We start from the raw sequence: 17,810 nt of genomic DNA on the forward strand, positions 1-17,810 counted from the left end.
TGTTCGTTGTTCCGTCGGCTCGTGACGACTGTAGTGACTCGTTAACTAAAGGTCTTGATGTTGTCGGCCTCGGCGGTCGCATACTTATCGGCGCCAGTGGTCAAGGCGTGCGCAAACTCCTCAAGAACCACCGCCGCCGCAGCGATGGTCTGCCGATACTTCCTTGCGTACTCGACCAGGAACGTCGCCGCCTTCTCCGACACCAGATCCGCAGCCGGAGGCCGCACAGCGGTTGTCATCGGGGCCACCTGAGCATCGCTTTGGATCGCACGATCGCGAATCCGTCGTACCTCCGTGGCCGCCACGGTCAACGCCTCGGGATTTGTGATCACAAAAGACATGCCGACTCCACTCCGCGATTAACGAACCCCCGGCACTGCACCGGGCTGATCAACCACCGGTTGTTTGCGCTGCGACTGCCCACGTTGAGAAAACGCAACGACTTCACTGGCATAATTATCCAACAGACGAAGGGATCAATTCCGGGTAAGCCGCTGCAAATCAAGCCGACTCAAGGCACACAACGCCACCCGACGATACCCCCCATGCTGACGTTCAAAGCAGTAGGGATGTAGCTTACCATGCCCCAATGGCCGTCGGAGGCCGGCCACCAGCGCACATGCCTGCACGGTGCACCTAATCGGTGCCGGCTTCCAGCGGCCGGCAGTTGACCCGCGATGACAGACACGCCCAGGCTCGTTGAGGCCGATCGCGTTCTCACACAGCGCATTACGGCTCGTGACAGATGAGGGAGTAGAGCGGGTCGGCAAGGGAAACCCATCATGGCGCCGGGCTCCGCCCCGGGTTGGGCCAGTGCGATGGCTGCGACGTCGTGGAAAAGCGCGGTGGGGTGCTCGGGCATGACGGATGGGCACTCATCACATCCTCCTGCTCCACGGCAGTGTTCGGCTCGCACCGTCATTGTGCTGATGGATCAGAACGTCCGCTCGCACGCCGGACACCGCGCCGCGCACCGAGGTAGCCGACGCTAGCCACCAGGAACGGGACCAAATAATTGATCACCATCCGTACCCACGTGCCGATCGTCGCGGCGCCCTCGGCAAGGGTGGCACCCTGATTCACCGCACATAGCACGGTACCCACGATCAGCGCCGTCGGAGCTGCGGTGCGCAGGGTGTGGCCGCGCAGAAACAGACCGATCGCTTGGCCAACCGTGTCCCACCGCTCGTCAGCGTCGCGCAGGCCCACGATGCTCGCCGGCCGCCGCTGGGGATTGGTGCAAGTCGCGGCGAATTGCCTGTTGCGCCTTCCTTTGCCGCTCGTCGATAACCCGACCCAGCTCCTGCAGCAGCATCGGCTTGTTCATCACGACCTGCTCAAGGTGCTCCCGGCCGATCTGCAGCGCGGTCACCTCTTCCAGCGCTACCGCACCGGCGGGGTCGGGTTGCCGAGTCAGCGCAGTCAAGCCCAGAAACGTGCCCTTTTTGAGGGTGGCAATCGCAACCACGGATCCGTCATCGGTCGTAACCGTCAGCCGCACGCTGCCGGCGATCACGAAGGTGATACCCATGGGAACCACACCCGCGTGCTGCACGATCTCATCAGTGCCGTAGCGCACCAGCCTCGCGTACCGAGCCAGCGACTGCTGATCGCTAGAGCTCAGTCGCAGCTCGGGCCCCACCACCGTGCGCAGGGCGGACTCCACACGTTCGGCCGTCGAGAACTCGTCGTCGGCCTCGTCGAGGTGTAGCCCTTCCCGACGCGCGGCGTACCAGACCCAGCGCAGAAACGTTGCCTGCGTTGGGCCTTCGTCGGCCGGTGATGTCAGCCTGACCGTCGTTCGATACTCGGCGGCTCCGCGGGCAATTGTGGCGGGCACGACCCCGGGCTTAACATGCGGTAGCGCGCTGGCAGCCCTGTTCAGCATGGCGCATACCTTGTCCGGGGGATCGGACGTGGAAAATGTGGTCGTGATCGAGCATTCGTGCGCCCCGGCCGGCCGGCTGAGATTGGTAAACGCGGTGGTGGCCAACATCGAGTTGGGCATGATCTGCAGTCCGCTGCCGGTGTCGATATGGACAGCCCGCCAGTTCACCTCGACGACTCGTCCGCGGGCTGTGGGTGTTTCCAACCAATCATCGATCCGAAAGGGCTGTTCGAACAGCATGAACAAGCCCGACACGATCTGGCCGACGGAGTTCTGCAGCATCAGGCCGATGACGACTGACGTCACACCTAACGCGGCGAACAGTCCACCGACCCGCACCCCCCAGATGTAGGACAGGATCACCGCCAAACCTATGCCGATCAGCGCGAAGCGCGCGACATCGACGAAGATGGCGGGTAGCCGCTTGCGCCAGCTCTGTTGGGGCGCACCCTGAAACAGGGTGGCATTCAGTAACGACAGCAGCAGCACCAGCACCAGAAATCCGAACGCTGTCGTGAGCACCCGCACGGTGGGGTCCTCGGCCGGGACTTCAGATGCCTTGACAAGCAGCAGCAAAACCGCGCCCAGGGGTAGCAGGTAGTTTCGCAGCAGACTTGCCTGCCTGGCCAGATGGCTGTTCCGTCGGACGAGTATGTTGTGCAGTTCGGTGAGAACGATTAGCCCGGCCGGCAATCCGATCGCAATGCCAACGGCCCAGTAGAACCATGTCGAGTCGAGCAGGTTCATGATCGCTCCGACAATCGGTAGATCGGCTCTTCTAACCCTCCGACAGAAATCGTGCCCGCAGCCGTGAACTGCCACACGTCTCGCATCGCCTCGTACACCTGCGAGGTGACATAGATGCCGGGCTGTGGTGAACCGCTGTGCATTTGGTAGGCCAGACTCACTGCCGCGCCCCACATGTCGTAGACGACACTTGATCTGCCGACCAGCCCGCTAATGACGTCCCCGGTGTTGATACCGACTCGCAGGTGCAGATCGTTACCGGTTTGGCAATTGAACCGATCGACGATGCGCCGCATCTCTAGGGCGAAGTCGACGGTTCGGGGAATATTGTCCAGCCGTGGCGTGGTTACCCCGCAACCGGCGAGATAGCCATTGTGCAGCGTGCGAATGCGTTCGACACCAAGGTGTTCGGCGGCCGAATCGAACTGGCGGACCAGCTCGTCGACAATTTTGACCAGTTCGTTACCCGACAGGCCGCTGGAAATCTCGTCGACACCCAGGATGTCGGCAAACAGGACGGTGACATCTTGGTGCTCCTGCGCAATGGTCTGCTCCCCAAGGCGGTACCGCTCGACAACTGGCTCGGGCATCATCGATAGCAATAACCGGTCGTTTTCCTTGCGTTGCTCGTTGAGCAGCTCCTCTTTGGTTTGCAGATTCCGACTCATCTCGTTGAAAGCGGCTGTAAGATCACCGATTTCGTCGCGTGACTTTACCGGAATGTTGACTTCGTAGTCGCCTGCGCTGATCTTCTGGGTGCCAACCTCGAGCCGCCGGATTGGCCGCACCATCGCATGGGCGATCAGCATCGACGCCACACAGATGACGACAATGATGCCAACTGTAACCAGCACAAGCGCCCTGCTGAACGACGCGACGGCCGCGAACGCCTCAGAATCGTTCCGCGTTGCCAGGATCGACCAGTGCAGATCGGAGTCCGGCACATTCAGCGGCGCGTAGGCCTCCAGTTCCCTGCTACCCGTGTAGTCGGTGGAGGTGACGGTTCCGGTCTGTCCGCGTTGGGCGGCGCGCAGTCCTTCGGTCGCAACAGGCTGCAGCAGCGTCGTCCCACCGAACTGGATCGCTCTGTTGACCACATCAAGTGACGTGCCTGCTGCCACAACCTGTTTCCGGTATTCCTCCGGGTCTTGCAGGAAGAGCCGAGAATCGGACCGCATCAGACTGTCCGGACCGGCGAGATAGGTTTCCGTCCCACTACCCATGCCAGCCGCTTGCCATTGCCTGTCGGCGGTCATGATCTTATTGATCTTGTCGATCGGCAACGGCAGCGCCAAAACGCCCTGAGTTTTGCCGCCCGCTTCGACCGGTGCCACCAACCACGCGGTCGGCACGCCGAGTTGAGGCTGATACGGCTTGAAGTCGGTAATCCAGGTAAAGTCGACGGCGTTGGCGCCCAACGCTTTAAGGTAGGCGTCACGCAGATTGGATTCGCGATACGGCCCGGTCAGAATGTTGGTACCGAGGTCGGGGTCCTTGCTCAGGGTATAGACGATATTGCCCCGGGTGTCCAGCAATACCGCGTCGTCGTAATCGAACCGGGTGACGATTTCCCGGAAATAGCTGTTGAATTGCGCGTTGGCGGCCGACCATGCACTGCCGTCGCCGGCATCGTCCAGCCGCATCGCATCTTGGTCCGACGTGAATGGTGCGGTGTAGTACGCCTGAAGATACCTTTGGGCCGGAGAAGTCGGCAGCAGCGCGGTGATGTCGAGTTTATCGCCGGTCGTGCGTTCGACGGGTGTGATGAATTCGTTGTTGTAGTAGTTGACGATCGCCTGTTGTTGGGCGGGGCTGATCGTGGCGTCAGCCAGCTGGTCAAAGCCGGCCGTGAACCGCACGACGGCATCGACAACCGTCAGTCCACGTTCGTAAATGACCAGCGAATTCGTCAGGTCAGAAAATAGTGTCTCAACTGCCCGCTTCTGCGACTCGCGCAACTGGGTCAACCGCTCGTAGGCGGCTGCTCTTAGCGAAGTGCGACCAGATTGATAGACGATGGCCGCAATCGCCGCGACGGACACGATACTCGTCAACAGCAGCAGCACCATGAGCTTGGACTGGATGCTGGCCCGGAAACGCGGCCGACGCCGGAGCACATTCTTATGGCGCTTCTTAGCCGGGGTGGATTCACTCTCGGCTACCGAGTCCAGTGCCTCACCCGACGTCAACCGGCTTCCCCTCTGCTGTCGGTCGCAGGCTGCTCTACGACGCGCCGATTACGCAGCAGACTAACGTGCCCAGCCCACGATCATCGCGTTTGCCGAAAAGCCACCAGCGACCAATCGAGGAATGCGCCGCGTACGGGTCCTCGTCATCGTCCTCGTCGCGCACGCGCTTCTTGAGGGGTGGTAGCGATTGGTTCTGGGTGGTCCGTAATCGAGGTGAGCCAGGATAGCTCGGCCGTATCGCAATGTTCAGCGAGTCGATGGATCAACACATGCCCCGGCACCGGCAACCGCTGCGGAGTGGTCAACGCATCAAACGACGACGCACTCAGACCATCGACCGACAGCATCGAGCCGGTCCAGCATCCCGACCACCCGTCCCGATCCGCAAGCATGTTCGAATACTGGGACGCGCCACCGACAGGACACCCACTGATACCCTTGGGACAAAAGTGACACAAGTGATTTCAGCCAACAGCAAGCATGGCAAACGCCAGTGAGACTAACGTCGGCCCCATGGCGCCCCGGGTGTGCGTGGTAGGCAGCGTGAACATGGACCTGACGTTCGTGGTGGACGCGCTTCCGCGCCCCGGCGAGACGGTGCTTGCGGCGTCGTTGACCCGAACGCCAGGCGGGAAGGGCGCCAACCAGGCGGTGGCCGCAGCGCGCGCAGGCGCGCAGGTACAGTTCTCCGGTGCATTCGGCGACGATCCAGCCGCCGCCCAGCTGCGGGCCCACCTGCGCGCCAACGCCGTTGGACTGGACAGGACCGTCACGGTGCCCGGACCGAGCGGGACGGCGATTATCGTGGTCGATGCCAGCGCCGAGAACACCGTGCTGGTGGCGCCGGGTGCCAATGCACATCTGACTCCGGTACCCTCGGCCGTCGCCAACTGCGATGTACTGTTGACCCAGTTGGAGATTCCTGTTGCAACCGCGCTGGCAGCCGCGCGGGCAGCCCAGTCGGCCGATGCGGTTGTCATGGTCAACGCCTCCCCAGCCGGCCAGGATCGAAGCTCCTTGCAGGACTTGGCCGCTATCGCCGACGTGGTGATCGCCAACGAGCATGAGGCAAACGACTGGCCGTCGCCACCAACACATTTCGTGATCACCCTGGGTGTGCGCGGTGCCCGGTACGTCGGCGCGGACGGGGTGTTCGAGGTACCCGCCCCAACGGTAACGCCAGTGGATACCGCCGGCGCCGGCGACGTATTTGCCGGGGTCCTTGCTGCGAATTGGCCGCGCAACCCAGGTTCGCCGGCCGAGCGACTGCGCGCATTGCGGCGGGCCTGCGCTGCGGGTGCGCTGGCAACTTTGGTGTCCGGTGCCGGCGACTGCGCACCGGCCGCCGCCGCGATCGATGCGGCCCTGCGAGCCAACCGCCACAACGGTTCATGACCACTGCTACGCACCGAAGGAGACCCGCTGATGCGAACGACCACCGCGGCCGACTTAGCGCTGGCACTCTTCGCGGTTTTCAGTGTGGTCGGATTCGGCTGACGCAGTTGGCTGCAGCACCGACGCACCGGATCCACCGGCTTTCGCGGCGTCAGCGGCCGGGTCGGTTCGCTGGAGTGGATTACCGGGACGTGCTTTGTCATCGCCCTGATCGTGACGGTGGTCGCTGCGGTGCTGCAGCGGACCAACGTTGTCCAACCGCTGAATACTCTGCGCATGGTCTGGATTCAGGTTGCCGGCATAATCCCGGCGACGGCCGGGATCGCGGCCACGGTTTACGCCCAGCTTGCGATGGGCGATTCGTGGCGGATCGGGGTGGACGAGCAGGAGAACACCACTCTGGTGCGCACCGGCCCGTTTAAATGGGTGCGTCACCCCATCTACACGGCCATGATGGCGTTTGGCCTCGGGCTGTTGCTGGTGACTCCGAATCTCGTTGCCCTCGCCGGGTTTATCCTGCTCGTTGCCACGCTCGAGGTGCATGTCCGCCGCGTCGAAGAACCCTACCTGTTGCGGACGCACAGTGCCGTCTACCGCGGCTACACCGCCAGCGTCGGCCGGTTCGTCCCGGGTGTGGGGTTGATCCGCTAGCCCTTGGGCACCTCACGGTCGATCTGATCGAGCCAGATTCGCGCTGACATATCCGACGGGGCCCGCCAATCCCCACGCGGCGACAACGCGCCCCCGTGGGACACCTTGGGGCCGTTGGGCAATGCCGAACGCTTGAACTGGCTAAACGAATAAAACCGCTGGACGAAAATCTGCAGCCAATGCCGGATTTCGGCCAATGAATAGGACGGGCGTTCGCTCTTTGGGAAGCCGGGCGGCCAGTTGCCCCGCTCCGCATCGTTCCACGCATGCCAGGCCAAAAACGCAATCTTCGACGGGCGAAATCCGTAGCGCAGTACCTGAAAAAGCGAAAAGTCCTGTAGGGCGAAAGGTCCGACCTTGGCCTCGCTGCTCTGCAGCTCCTCCTCGCCGGTCGGAATGAGTTCGGGGGTGATCTCGGTGTCGAGCACCGACTGCAATACCTCACCCACCTTCTCACCGAACTCACCCGCCGAAATGACCCACCGGATCAGGTGCTGGATCAGCGTCTTGGGCACACCGGCGTTGACGTTGTAGTGCGACATCTGGTCGCCGACACCGTATGTCGACCAACCCAGTGCCAGCTCCGACAGGTCCCCGGTGCCCAGCACGATTCCCCCGCGCTGGTTGGCGATACGGAAAAGATAGTCGGTGCGCAACCCGGCCTGGACGTTCTCGAAGGTGACGTCGTACACTTTTTCGCCAACCGAATACGGATGGCCGATTGTGTGCAGCATCAACCGAGCGGTGTCGCCGATATCGATTTCGGAGAAGGTAACCCCCAGCGCACGTGCCAGCTTGATCGCGTTGTTCTTAGTGTGCTCCCCGGTGGCGAATCCGGGCAACGCAAACGCCAGAATGTCGCTGCGCGGCCGGCCCTCGCGGTCCATGGCATGGGTCGCGACGATCAGCGCGTGCGTCGAGTCCAATCCCCCGGACACACCGATAACGACCTTCGGATAGTCCAGCGCCCGCAACCGTTGCTCGAGTCCAGACACCTGGATGTTGTAGGCCTCGTAGCAATCCTGTTGCAATCGTTGCGGATCGGCCGGAACGAACGGGAACCGCTCGACCTCGCGCAGCAGTCCGATGTCGCCTGCCGGTGGGTCGAGTGCGAAGTCGATGCGCCGGAACGATTCCGTTAACTCCCGGTGGTGACGCCGGTTGTCGTCGAACGTGCCCATCCGCAGCCGCTCCGACCGAAGCAACTCGGTGTCAACGTCGGCGACACTGCGGCGCACTCCTTTGGGGAAACGTTCGGACTCCGCGAGCAGTGCGCCATTCTCCCAGATCATCGTCTGACCGTCCCAGGCCAGGTCCGTCGTTGACTCCCCCTCCCCCGCGGCGGCATAGACATAGGCAGCCAGACACCGCGCCGACGCCGAGCGCGCAAGCAGCCGGCGGTCCTCGGCACGGCCGATGGTGATCGGGCTGCCGGACAGATTCGCCAGCACCGTCGCGCCCGCCAGGGCCGCCTCGGCGCTGGGCGGCATCGGCACAAACATGTCCTCGCAGATCTCCACATGCAACACAAAGCCGGGTAGATCTGACGCGGCGAACAACAGGTCCGTGCCGAAGGCCACGTCGGCGCCACCGATGCGGATCGTGCCCCGCTCCCCGTCTCCGGGCGCCATCTGGCGCCGCTCGTAGAACTCGCGATAGGTGGGTAGATACGACTTGGGCACCACGCCGAGCACGGCGCCGCGGTGAATGACGACCGCGGTGTTGTAGATGCGGTGTCGATGCCGCAGCGGAGCCCCGACCACCAGTACAGGTAACAGGTCGGCGGATTCGGTCACCAGGTCGAGCAGCGCGTCCTCGACGGCATCGAGCAGAGAGTCCTGCAGTAGTACGTCCTCGATGGAGTAGCCCGACAGCGTCAGCTCAGGAAAGACCGCCAACGCTGCGCCATCGTCGTGGCACGCACGGGCCATGTCCAATACCGACGCGGCGTTGGCCGCCGGGTCACCGATGGTGGTGTGGTGCGTGCAGGCGGCAACGCGCACGAACCCGTGCTGGTAGGCGGAGTAAAAGTTCATCGTCCTTTCATTGTCGCCCAGCGACGTCAGAACGCCCGAATCACCCGCCGAGTATCCACGCTCGACACCGTGGAATCCCCCGCGCTGCTGGCAGATGGCGGCATTGACCGGCGTGGGGATGCTACCGACTGGGCCGCTGCCGACCCTGGGCCCTGATTGGCCGCCGAGCAGTCCCATGACGATCCGCTAGTTCACCTCGGATACCCGCTCGGCCGCAATGCGCAGCTAGCGGCCATGTTGATCGAAATCATTTGGGGTACACCGCATCTCGGAGCAATATGGTAGCTAAACTTGCTTAGCTTGCTTCGCCGACACCGCGACCAGATCGTCGGCGTGCACCACCGGGCGGCGCAGCTCGCCGGGTAGCTCAGAGGTGGACCGGCCCACCATGGTGGCCAGCTCGGACGCGTCGTAGGCAACCACCCCGCGGGCTACCATGGCCGCGTCGGGTGCACGCAGTTCGACCACATCGCCGCCGCAAAACCGGCCGGACACCGCGGTGATACCCGCCGCCAGCAGTGACCGGCGTTGTCGCACCACAGCGCGCACCGCACCGGCGTCGAGAGTCAGTGCGCCGGTTGCTTCGGCGGCATAACGCACCCAGAACCGCCGGGCCGACATACGCGCGGGCCGGGCCGCAAACACCGTGCCCACCGACGCGTCGGCGAGCGCGGTCGCGGCGTCGGCCGCGGGGGCCAGCAGTACCGGCACCCCGGCGTCGGCGGCCAACAGCGCCGCCGACACCTTGGACGCCATGCCGCCAGTACCCAGGTGGCTACTGCGGCCGGCGACCACACCGTCCAGATCCGCCGGCCCGGACACCTCCGGAATGAACGTCGCGTCCGCGGTTTTGCGCGGGTCGCAGTCGTAGAGGCCGTCGATGTCCGACAGCAGCACCAAAGCGTCGGCGCCGACCAGGTGCGCCACCAGTGCAGACAGTCGATCGTTGTCACCGAACCGGATCTCGTTGGTGGCCACGGTGTCGTTCTCGTTGACAATCGCCACCGCGTGCAACGCCCGCAGCCGATCCAGCGTGCGTTGGGCGTTGGTGTGCTGCACCCGCATCGAAATGTCGTGCGCGGTCAGCAGCACCTGGCCCACCGTGCGGCCGTAGCGGGCGAACGCCGCGCTCCACGAGTTCACCAGCGCGACCTGCCCGACGCTGGCCGCCGCCTGCTTGGTCGCCAGATCTTTGGGACGACGGGACAGCCCGAGCGGCTCGATGCCGGCGGCGATGGCGCCCGAAGACACGATGACGACGTCGGAACCCGCCTTCATCCGCCGCTCGATCGCCTCGGCCAGTCCGGCCAGCCGGCCGGCATCGAACATCCCGGACGGTGTGGTAAGCGCCGTGGTCCCGACCTTCACGACAAGGCCGCGCGCGGTCCGGATTGCGTCCCGATGCGGACTTCTCATCAGCCATCCCCGTGTTCGCGACGCCGACTCCGAGCGGCCTTTCGCTCGGCCGCGCCCACCCGCTTGTTGCTGTCCAGCCGCGGATCGGTGCCCCGGCCGGACATCGCGACCGGCTCACCCGCAGGCGTTTGCGGCTCCCAATCGAACGTCATCTCGCCGATGGTCACCGCGCATCCTGACCGCGCACCCAGCCTCAGCAATTCCTCCTCGACACCCAGGCGCGCCAGCCGGTCGGCGAGATAGCCGACGGCCTCGTCGTTGTCGAAGTTGGTCTGGTCAATCCAACGCTCGGGCCGGGCACCGCTGACGACAAAGCCACCATGCCCGTCGGGTTCGACGGTAAAACCGCTGTCGTCCACCGGAATCGGACGAATCACCGGCCGCCGTGGCACCGCCACCGGCCGCGCAGCGTTGTAGTCCGAGATCATCTGCGACAGCCCAAAGATCAACGGCTGCAGGTTTTCCCGGGTTGCGGTCGACACGCAGAACACCGGCCAGCCGCGCTGGGCGATGTCGTCACGGACGAACTCCGCGAGCTCGCGGGCCTCCGGCACATCGATTTTGTTGAGGACCACCGCACGCGGCCGTGCGGCGAGATCGCCCAGAGCCGCGTCCCCTTGCAGCGTGGGCGTGTAGCACGCGAGTTCCGTTTCCAGCGCGTCGATGTCCGAGATGGGGTCGCGGCCCGGCTCGGCGGTAGCGCAATCCACCACATGCACCAGTACAGCGCAGCGCTCGATGTGCCGCAGAAAGTCCAGCCCCAGACCACGGCCCCGGGATGCGCCCGGGATCAACCCCGGCACGTCGGCGACGGTGAACGCGTGCTCGCCAGCCGAGACCACACCGAGGTTGGGCACCAGGGTGGTGAACGGGTAGTCGGCGATCTTCGGCTTGGCCGCCGAAATCGCCGACACCAGCGAGGATTTTCCGGCCGACGGAAACCCGACCAGGCCGACGTCGGCGACGGTCTTGAGTTCCAAGGTGAGGTCTCGGGACTGTCCCTTTTCGCCGAGGAGTGCGAAACCGGGGGCCTTACGCACGCGGGAAGCCAGCGCGGCGTTGCCCAAACCGCCACGGCCTCCGGCGGCGGCTTCAAAGCGGGTGCCCGCGCCGACCAGGTCGGCCAGTAGCCGGCCGTTCTCGTCCAATACCACGGTGCCTTCGGGAACTTTCACTTCCAAATCCGCGCCGGCGGCCCCGTCGCGGTTATTGCCCATCCCGTGCTTGCCCGAAGCCGCGGTGAGATGCGGGCGGAAATGGAAGTCGAGCAGGGTGTGCACTTGCGGATCGACGACGAAGACGATGCTGCCGCCCCGGCCGCCATTTCCGCCATCGGGGCCGCCCAGCGGCTTGAATTTCTCGCGATGGACCGAAGCGCAGCCGTTACCGCCCGAACCCGCTCTGGTGTGGATGACGACCCGATCGACAAACCGAGGCACCGAGCTCCCCTTCATCTGCGGAGTGTGCAGCTACTGCGGGTTTTGCCCCTCGTGAATCTTCGCAGTGGGCGCACACGCGCGACGCTCAGGCAGTGGTCGAACCGACGATGCTCACCGTCTTACGTCCGCGTTTGATGCCGAACTCGACCGCCCCGGCCGTCTTGGCGAACAAGGTGTCATCGCCGCCACGCCCGACGTTGACGCCGGGATGGAATTTGGTACCGCGCTGGCGGACCAGGATCTCGCCGGCCTTGACGACCTGGCCGCCGTACCGCTTAACCCCCAGCCGCTGGGCGGCGGAATCGCGACCGTTGCGCGAGCTGGAAGCCCCCTTCTTGTGTGCCATGTCTGTCGCCTCCGTTATGCGATGCCGGTGACCTTCAGGACCGTCAGCTGCTGACGGTGTCCCTGCCGTTTGTGGTAGCCAGTCTTGTTCTTGAACTTGTGGATACGGATCTTGGGGCCCTTGGTGTGCCCGAGCACCTCACCGGTCACCGCGACCTTGGCCAGTGCCTTCGCATCGGTGGTGACGGTGGCGCCGTCGACAACCAGAGCCACCGGCAGGGACACCTTCTCCCCCTGCTCGGATTCCAGCTTTTCGACCTTGACCACATCTCCGACGGCGACTTTGTACTGCTTGCCGCCGGTCTTGACGATTGCGTAGGTCGCCATCATTGCTCCTGCCTCTTCATACTTCCGCTGCATGCGTTGCGCTTCGCGCGCGGGCCAGCGGCGGGACGCGTGCTGGGTCTTGGGCGGGCACCTACAACGGACCCCGCATCGTCTCCAGCCGTCAGCCTGGCGACAACTGGTCAAGGGTACGTGACCTGCAACTACGGGGTCAAACCAGCGGGGCCTCAGCGAGATCGACGCCAGCACACGAAAGTGCGCCGGTAGCGTCGATCTCGACGCGTCACCGGGGGCCCGGGTGGTGACGCTGCGGCTAACATCGTGCCGAATCGCGTCCGATGTCGACCTGGAGGAACCGCCGATGACCGCCCCCTTGGATCGTCCGCCGGTCACGGATTTGCCGGCTAACAACAAAGGCCGAGACCGCACCCACTGGCTGTATCTCGCGGTCATTTTCGCAGTGATAGCCGGTGTGATCGTGGGGCTGACGGCGCCGTCGACCGGAAAAAGCCTCACGGTGCTCGGGACGGTGTTCGTCAACCTGATCAAGATGATGATCGCACCGGTCATCTTCTGCACGATCGTGCTCGGGATCGGCTCGGTGCGCAAAGCCGCGGCCGTGGGCAAGGTCGGCGGGCTGGCTTTGGCCTACTTTCTAACGATGTCATCGGTGGCGCTCGGGATCGGGTTGATCGTCGGCAACCTACTCAGTCCGGGTAGGGATCTGCACCTTAGGCCTGGTGCGGTCGGAAGCGGCGCAGCATTGGCCGGCCAGGCTGCGGAGTCACAGGGAATCGCTGGGTTCATCCAGCAGATCATTCCGAGGTCGCTCCCCTCAGCCCTTACTGAAGGCAACGTGCTGCAGGTGTTACTCGTCGCGCTGCTGGTCGGTTTCGCGGTCCAAGGCCTGGGCCCCGCAGGCGAGTCCATCCTGCGTGCCGTCGAGAACCTGCAAAAGCTGGTGTTCAAGGTGCTCGTGATGGTACTGTGGCTGGCTCCGATCGGCGCGTTCGGTGCGATCGCCAATATCGTCGCCACGACTGGCTTCAACGCCGTCACCAACCTGCTGCTGCTGATGGCCGGCTTCTACCTGACGTGCGTGGTGTTCGTTTTCGGCGTCCTGGGAGTGCTACTGCGCATCGTGTCGGGTTTGTCGATCTTTCGGCTGCTGCGCTATCTAGCCCGCGAGTACTTGCTGATCTTCGCAACATCGTCGTCGGAGGTGGTGCTGCCCAGACTGATCACCAAGATGAAACACTTGGGCGTGCAATCCAGCACGGTCGGCGTGGTGGTGCCGACCGGCTACTCGTTCAATCTTGACGGCACCGCTATCTATCTGACCATGGCGTCGCTGTTCATCGCCGACGCGATGGGACATCGCTTGACATGGGGCGAGCAGATCGCGCTGCTGGCGTTCATGATCATCGCGTCCAAGGGCGCTGCCGGGGTCAGCGGTGCGGGCCTTGCGACGCTGGCCGGCGGCCTGCAGGCTCATCGCCCCGAGCTCCTGGACGGTGTCGGGCTGATTGTGGGGATCGACCGGTTCATGTCGGAAGCCCGTTCGCTCACGAACTTCTCCGGCAACGCCGTCGCAACCATCCTGGTTGCCTCGTGGACAAAGACCATTGACCTGTCCAAAGCCGACGAGGTGTTGCGCGGTCGTGATCCCTTCGACGAATCGACCATGGTCGATCCCCACGATGAGGAGCCACCCGCCGCCACACCCCACGGGGGCTGCGTCCCGACGAACCCTGCGCTGTGCGATTTCGAGCAGGTCAGTCTAGGCGGATTGGTGGGCCGGCCGGCCGGCCCGCAACGCGCCGACGTGGACGGGTAGGGGCCAGCTCCGTGACACCGGGGACGTCGACTTCGCCCGGGGAACCGTCCAAGCCGGCTGCATCCTCCTCGTCGACGTCGGCATCGGCGGCGTCTTCGTCGGAGTCTTCGTCGTCGGAATCGGAGTCTTCAACGTCGAGATCCTCGTCGAGGTCCTCGTCGTCGAGGTCCTCGAGGTCCTCGTCGGCGTCGAGCTCGTCCTCGTCTTCGTCGGTGTCCTCGGTGTCCTCGAAGTCCGCTTGGGCGGTGTCGTCGAGGTCAGTGGGCGGTTGATCGCCGGCCTGCTCGGCGAGTTCGGCAGCGGGCTCCCCGGATTCCTCGTCACCGCGACCAGCCAGCGAGGACAAGCCCGCTGCCATCGCCTTGAACATGGGATGCTCACCGGGAGCGTGCACGGGGACCTTGGCGACCATGCTCCTATCACTGGACTCTTCGGACCGGCTCTTTTTCGATCGCTTGCCCCGCCGAGCACCGGGCTCAGACTTTCGCCCAGTCGCCGCGGCCGAATCGACCGGGTCGGCGTGCAGCAGGATCCCGCGGCCACTGCAGTTCGGACACGATGTGGAGAACGCTTCGATCAGTCCGGTTCCCAACCGCTTGCGAGTCAACTGCACCAGCCCCAGCGACGTCACCTCGGACACCTGGTGGCGGGTGCGATCGCGGGCCAGCGACTCGGTCAACCGGCGCAACACCAAGTCGCGGTTGGACTCCAGCACCATGTCGATGAAGTCGATGACCACGATGCCGCCGATATCGCGCAGCCGCAGCTGGCGCACGATCTCCTCGGCCGCTTCCAGATTGTTCTTGGTGACCGTCTGCTCGAGGTTGCCCCCGGCTCCGGTGAATTTACCGGTGTTGACGTCAATGACCGTCATGGCTTCGGTCCGGTCGATCACCAGCGTCCCGCCCGACGGCAACCACACCTTGCGGTCCATCGCTTTGGCCAGCTGCTCGTCAATGCGGTGCACCGTGAAGACGTCCGGCGCGGACTGGCCATCCGGCCCGTCAGCGGACTCGTACTTGGTCAACTTCGAAACCAATTCGGGAGCAACAGAATTCACGTATTCATTGATCGTGTTCCAAGCCTCGTCGCCGGAAACGATGAGGCCGACGAAGTCCTCGTTGAACAGGTCACGGATAACCTTGACCAGCACGTCCGGTTCTTCGTACAGCGCCACCGCAGCGCCCGCGGCCTTCTCCTTGGTCTCTTGTGCCTTGGCCTCGATCTGCTCCCAGCGTTCCCGTAGCCGAGCGACGTCTGCGCGAATGTCGTCCTCTTTGACGCCCTCAGACGCGGTACGGATGATGACCCCAGCGTCAGACGGCACCACCTCGCGCAGGATCTCCTTGAGCCGCTGACGTTCGGTGTCGGGCAGCTTGCGGCTGATCCCGGTCGACGACGCGCCCGGCACATAAACCAGAAATCGACCGGCCAGCGACACCTGCGTGGTCAGCCGCGCGCCCTTATGCCCTACCGGGTCCTTGCTGACCTGCACCACGACATAGTCGCCGGGTTTGAGGGCCTGCTCGATCTTGCGATCGGCCCCGCCCAACCCCGCTGCATCCCAATTGACTTCACCGGCGTAGAGCACTCCATTGCGACCGCGCCCGATGTCGACGAACGCCGCCTCCATCGACGGCAGCACGTTCTGCACAATTCCCAGGTAGATGTTGCCCACCAGGGAAGCCGAGGCCGCAGACGTCACGAAATGCTCCACGACGATACCGTCTTCGAGCACCGCAATCTGGGTGTACCGCGTGCCCGGCAGCGGTGGCTCGGTGCGGACCCGGTCGCGCACCACCATCACCCGCTCGACCGCCTCACGGCGAGCCAGAAACTCGGCCTCACTCAACACCGGTGGGCGGCGCCGGCCGGCGTCGCGCCCGTCGCGGCGGCGTTGCCGCTTGGCTTCCAGGCGGGTCGAGCCGTCGATGCCCTTGATCTCAGTGGAGCCAGAGCCGCCATCCTGCGAGTTGCCGGCCTTGTCACCCGCGCGGGGCACGCGTTCGTGTACGACAGTGTTGGGCGGATCGTCAGGCAACGGGCCCTCTAACGCAGCGTCGTTGTCGTCACCAGAAGCCGACTTACGCCGTCGCCGGCGGCGCCGGCGACGATTGCCGGCCTCCAGCGAACCGTTTTCGTCCTCGCCGTTGTCACCGGCTTCGGTATCTTCGGAATCTCGATCGTCGCCGTCGTCGGTTTCGGCGGCGTCCGCGCTGGTAAATTGTTGGGCCCGGGGCTCGGATTGCTGGTCAACCGGATCACCGTCGGATCCACCCTGCTCCCCGCGTCCGCGACCGCGACCCCGACGGCCGCGACGTCGCCGCCGGTTCGCCGGCCGGTCTAGCTGCCCTTCGTCGTCAGCGTCGGAATCGTCGGCGACGTAGTCGGGGCCATCGTCGACGTCCTCGTCGTCCGCTAACGGCTCGGGAATCGGCTGGGGCGCGACGAACAGCGGCATATAGTGCGGCCGCTCCACGTCGGCATTCCGAGTCTCCTGGGTCTCTAGCATCAGCCGGGACTCGGGTTCCTCGGACGCTTCGGGCGCATGGACCGAGGCCGCCAGCACGCCGGCAGTCTCGAGATGAGTGGCCAGCAGATCGCGCACCCGGACCGCATCGACGCGATCCACCGTGGAATGTGCGCTGCGGACCCGTCCGTCGAGCGCGGTGAGCGCATCCAGCACCCGCCTGCTGGTGGTTCCCAGCGTTCGTGCCAGCGAATGGACTCTTAGGCGGTCCGGCAGTTCCTCATGCTGGCTCGGTTCTGGTGGATCTGAAGGTGGGGCACCGTCTATCACGTATTCTCCTCAAGCCCCCGGGCGCGTCTTGATCGACGCGGCCACGCGAGGGCTTCGCTATCTGCCCGGGTCACTTGTCTCCCGAGCTTGTGATGGTCTTGTCCCGAGCAGCTCATGACGAACCCACTCGGCACCGTGCTGAATGACGGCCCGACATGCCGCGCCGCATCGAAGGATGGCGATGGTCGCGGTTGCCTAAGTCTTCATTCGGGCGTCCGACACCGCTTCGGCGACGTTCACCCGTCATCAGTATCCCACATCACTGGGCCGAGTCACCTTCCCTTGAGCTGGGGTGCTGCCCAAGCCGCCCGGGATCGGCGCACCCGGAGCTAGGCGCCGGGAAACCAGAGCGCGATTTCGCGCTGCGCGGATTCGGCCGAATCAGACCCGTGCACCAGGTTGAACTGCGTCTCTAGAGCGAAGTCGCCCCGGATTGTGCCGGGCGCCGCCGCCTGCACCGGGTCGGTGCCGCCGGCGAGTTGGCGAACCGCCGCGATGGCTCGGGTTCCCTCCACGATCGCCGCTACCACCGGACCCGACGTGATGAACTCCAGCAACGATCCAAAGAATGGTTTGCCTTCATGTTCGGCGTAGTGCTGGCTGGCCAACTCCGCGCTGACGGTCCTGAGCTGCAGCGCAGCGATGGTGAGGCCTTTGCGCTCGATGCGGCTGATGATCTCGCCGATCAGCTGCCTTTCGATGCCATCCGGCTTGATCAGTACCAGAGTCCGTTCGGTCACGGTGCCCAACACTAGATGCCGCAAGATGTATGCCCAAACCGG

Annotated in this window: 16 protein-coding genes; 4 read left to right on the forward strand and 12 right to left on the reverse strand. The window is 64.4% G+C overall.

Translation table 11 applies throughout. The features are described from left to right. Positions 1-41 precede the first annotated feature (41 nt). From MCAN_RS12960 to MCAN_RS12980, 5 genes are all read right to left on the reverse strand, one after another. Positions 42-341 (reverse strand): PE family protein, encoded by a 300-nt coding sequence (locus MCAN_RS12960; RefSeq protein ID WP_003412551.1) that lies wholly within the window; start codon positions 339-341, stop codon positions 42-44. 170 nt (positions 342-511) lie between these two features. After that, positions 512-922 (reverse strand): hypothetical protein, encoded by a 411-nt coding sequence (locus MCAN_RS12965; RefSeq protein WP_014001272.1) that lies wholly within the window; start codon positions 920-922, stop codon positions 512-514. Then, positions 919-1,209 (reverse strand): nitrate/nitrite transporter NrtS, encoded by a 291-nt coding sequence (gene nrtS / locus MCAN_RS12970; RefSeq protein ID WP_003412553.1) that lies wholly within the window; start codon positions 1,207-1,209, stop codon positions 919-921. The genes MCAN_RS12965 and nrtS overlap by 4 nt, the downstream gene beginning before the upstream one ends. Beyond that, a complete protein-coding gene (locus MCAN_RS12975) occupies positions 1,190-2,635 on the reverse strand; it encodes a mechanosensitive ion channel domain-containing protein (RefSeq protein WP_003900521.1) in 1,446 nt (481 codons plus the stop codon). Before MCAN_RS12975 ends, nrtS begins: the two co-directional genes overlap by 20 nt. Beyond that, the gene (locus tag MCAN_RS12980) at positions 2,632-4,824 is read right to left on the reverse strand and encodes an adenylate/guanylate cyclase domain-containing protein (RefSeq protein ID WP_003412557.1); all 2,193 of its coding nucleotides are present in this window, start codon (positions 4,822-4,824) and stop codon (positions 2,632-2,634) included. Before MCAN_RS12980 ends, MCAN_RS12975 begins: the two co-directional genes overlap by 4 nt. Before the next feature lie 480 nt (positions 4,825-5,304). Between MCAN_RS12980 and rbsK the strand changes: the two genes are divergently transcribed. Both rbsK and MCAN_RS12990 read left to right on the forward strand, forming a co-directional pair. After that, positions 5,305-6,219, forward strand: coding sequence for a ribokinase RbsK (gene rbsK, locus MCAN_RS12985; RefSeq protein WP_003412561.1), 915 nt, complete (start codon positions 5,305-5,307; stop codon positions 6,217-6,219). A gap of 231 nt (positions 6,220-6,450) precedes the next feature. Further along, positions 6,451-6,870 carry a methyltransferase family protein gene (locus tag MCAN_RS12990; RefSeq protein WP_003412563.1) on the forward strand — a complete coding sequence of 140 codons (420 nt, stop codon included), beginning with the start codon at positions 6,451-6,453 and terminating at the stop codon, positions 6,868-6,870. Here the strand turns inward: MCAN_RS12990 and MCAN_RS12995 are convergent. Further along, a complete protein-coding gene (locus tag MCAN_RS12995) occupies positions 6,867-8,873 on the reverse strand; it encodes an NAD(+) synthase (RefSeq protein WP_055381138.1) in 2,007 nt (668 codons plus the stop codon). The genes MCAN_RS12990 and MCAN_RS12995 overlap by 4 nt on opposite strands. Between MCAN_RS12995 and MCAN_RS23645 the strand changes: the two genes are divergently transcribed. After that, positions 8,784-9,062, forward strand: a complete 279-nt coding sequence (locus MCAN_RS23645) for a hypothetical protein (protein ID WP_014001273.1) — start codon at positions 8,784-8,786, stop codon at positions 9,060-9,062. The two genes, MCAN_RS12995 and MCAN_RS23645, sit on opposite strands and share 90 nt — an antisense overlap. 129 nt (positions 9,063-9,191) lie before the next feature. Here the strand turns inward: MCAN_RS23645 and proB are convergent, their stop codons facing one another. The 4 genes from proB to rplU form a co-directional block, all read right to left on the reverse strand. After that, the gene (gene proB, locus MCAN_RS13000) at positions 9,192-10,322 is read right to left on the reverse strand and encodes a glutamate 5-kinase (protein WP_014001274.1); all 1,131 of its coding nucleotides are present in this window, start codon (positions 10,320-10,322) and stop codon (positions 9,192-9,194) included. Beyond that, positions 10,322-11,761, reverse strand: coding sequence for a GTPase ObgE (gene obgE / locus MCAN_RS13005; RefSeq protein ID WP_003901405.1), 1,440 nt, complete (start codon positions 11,759-11,761; stop codon positions 10,322-10,324). The genes proB and obgE overlap by 1 nt, the downstream gene beginning before the upstream one ends. An 85-nt stretch (positions 11,762-11,846) precedes the next feature. After that, positions 11,847-12,107 (reverse strand): 50S ribosomal protein L27, encoded by a 261-nt coding sequence (gene rpmA, locus MCAN_RS13010; RefSeq protein WP_003412574.1) that lies wholly within the window; start codon positions 12,105-12,107, stop codon positions 11,847-11,849. Positions 12,108-12,121: 14 nt separating this feature from the next. Further along, complete coding sequence (rplU, locus tag MCAN_RS13015; RefSeq protein WP_003412578.1) at positions 12,122-12,436, reverse strand: 50S ribosomal protein L21; 315 nt, start codon at positions 12,434-12,436, stop codon at positions 12,122-12,124. 316 nt (positions 12,437-12,752) lie between these two features. Between rplU and MCAN_RS13020 the strand changes: the two genes are divergently transcribed. Then, the gene (locus MCAN_RS13020; protein ID WP_014001275.1) at positions 12,753-14,228 is read left to right on the forward strand and encodes a C4-dicarboxylate transporter DctA; all 1,476 of its coding nucleotides are present in this window, start codon (positions 12,753-12,755) and stop codon (positions 14,226-14,228) included. On the opposite strand, the gene MCAN_RS13025 is transcribed toward MCAN_RS13020, so the two are convergent. Together MCAN_RS13025 and ndk are read right to left on the reverse strand one after the other, a co-directional pair. Then, complete coding sequence (locus MCAN_RS13025) at positions 14,167-17,028, reverse strand: Rne/Rng family ribonuclease (protein WP_003899322.1); 2,862 nt, start codon at positions 17,026-17,028, stop codon at positions 14,167-14,169. The genes MCAN_RS13020 and MCAN_RS13025 overlap by 62 nt on opposite strands. A 329-nt stretch (positions 17,029-17,357) precedes the next feature. Next, positions 17,358-17,768 (reverse strand): nucleoside-diphosphate kinase, encoded by a 411-nt coding sequence (ndk, locus tag MCAN_RS13030; protein ID WP_003412592.1) that lies wholly within the window; start codon positions 17,766-17,768, stop codon positions 17,358-17,360. Between the last annotated feature and the right edge of the window lie 42 nt (positions 17,769-17,810).

Origin of the sequence: Mycobacterium canetti CIPT 140010059, from assembly GCF_000253375.1 — a bacterium.
Taxonomy (GTDB): domain Bacteria; phylum Actinomycetota; class Actinomycetes; order Mycobacteriales; family Mycobacteriaceae; genus Mycobacterium; species Mycobacterium tuberculosis.

Excerpts from the sequence above, each read along its gene's own strand:
- rbsK (WP_003412561.1), top strand. The coding sequence starts at position 5,305 with ATGGCAAACGCCAGTGAGACTAACGTCGGCCCCATGGCGCCCCGGGTG.
- MCAN_RS12960 (WP_003412551.1), bottom strand. The coding sequence starts at position 341 with ATGTCTTTTGTGATCACAAATCCCGAGGCGTTGACCGTGGCGGCCACG.
- MCAN_RS13020 (WP_014001275.1), top strand. The coding sequence starts at position 12,753 with ATGACCGCCCCCTTGGATCGTCCGCCGGTCACGGATTTGCCGGCTAAC.
- MCAN_RS12975 (WP_003900521.1), bottom strand. The coding sequence starts at position 2,635 with ATGAACCTGCTCGACTCGACATGGTTCTACTGGGCCGTTGGCATTGCG.
- rpmA (WP_003412574.1), bottom strand. The coding sequence starts at position 12,107 with ATGGCACACAAGAAGGGGGCTTCCAGCTCGCGCAACGGTCGCGATTCC.
- rplU (WP_003412578.1), bottom strand. The coding sequence starts at position 12,436 with ATGATGGCGACCTACGCAATCGTCAAGACCGGCGGCAAGCAGTACAAA.
- proB (WP_014001274.1), bottom strand. The coding sequence starts at position 10,322 with ATGAGAAGTCCGCATCGGGACGCAATCCGGACCGCGCGCGGCCTTGTC.
- MCAN_RS12965 (WP_014001272.1), bottom strand. The coding sequence starts at position 922 with ATGACGGTGCGAGCCGAACACTGCCGTGGAGCAGGAGGATGTGATGAG.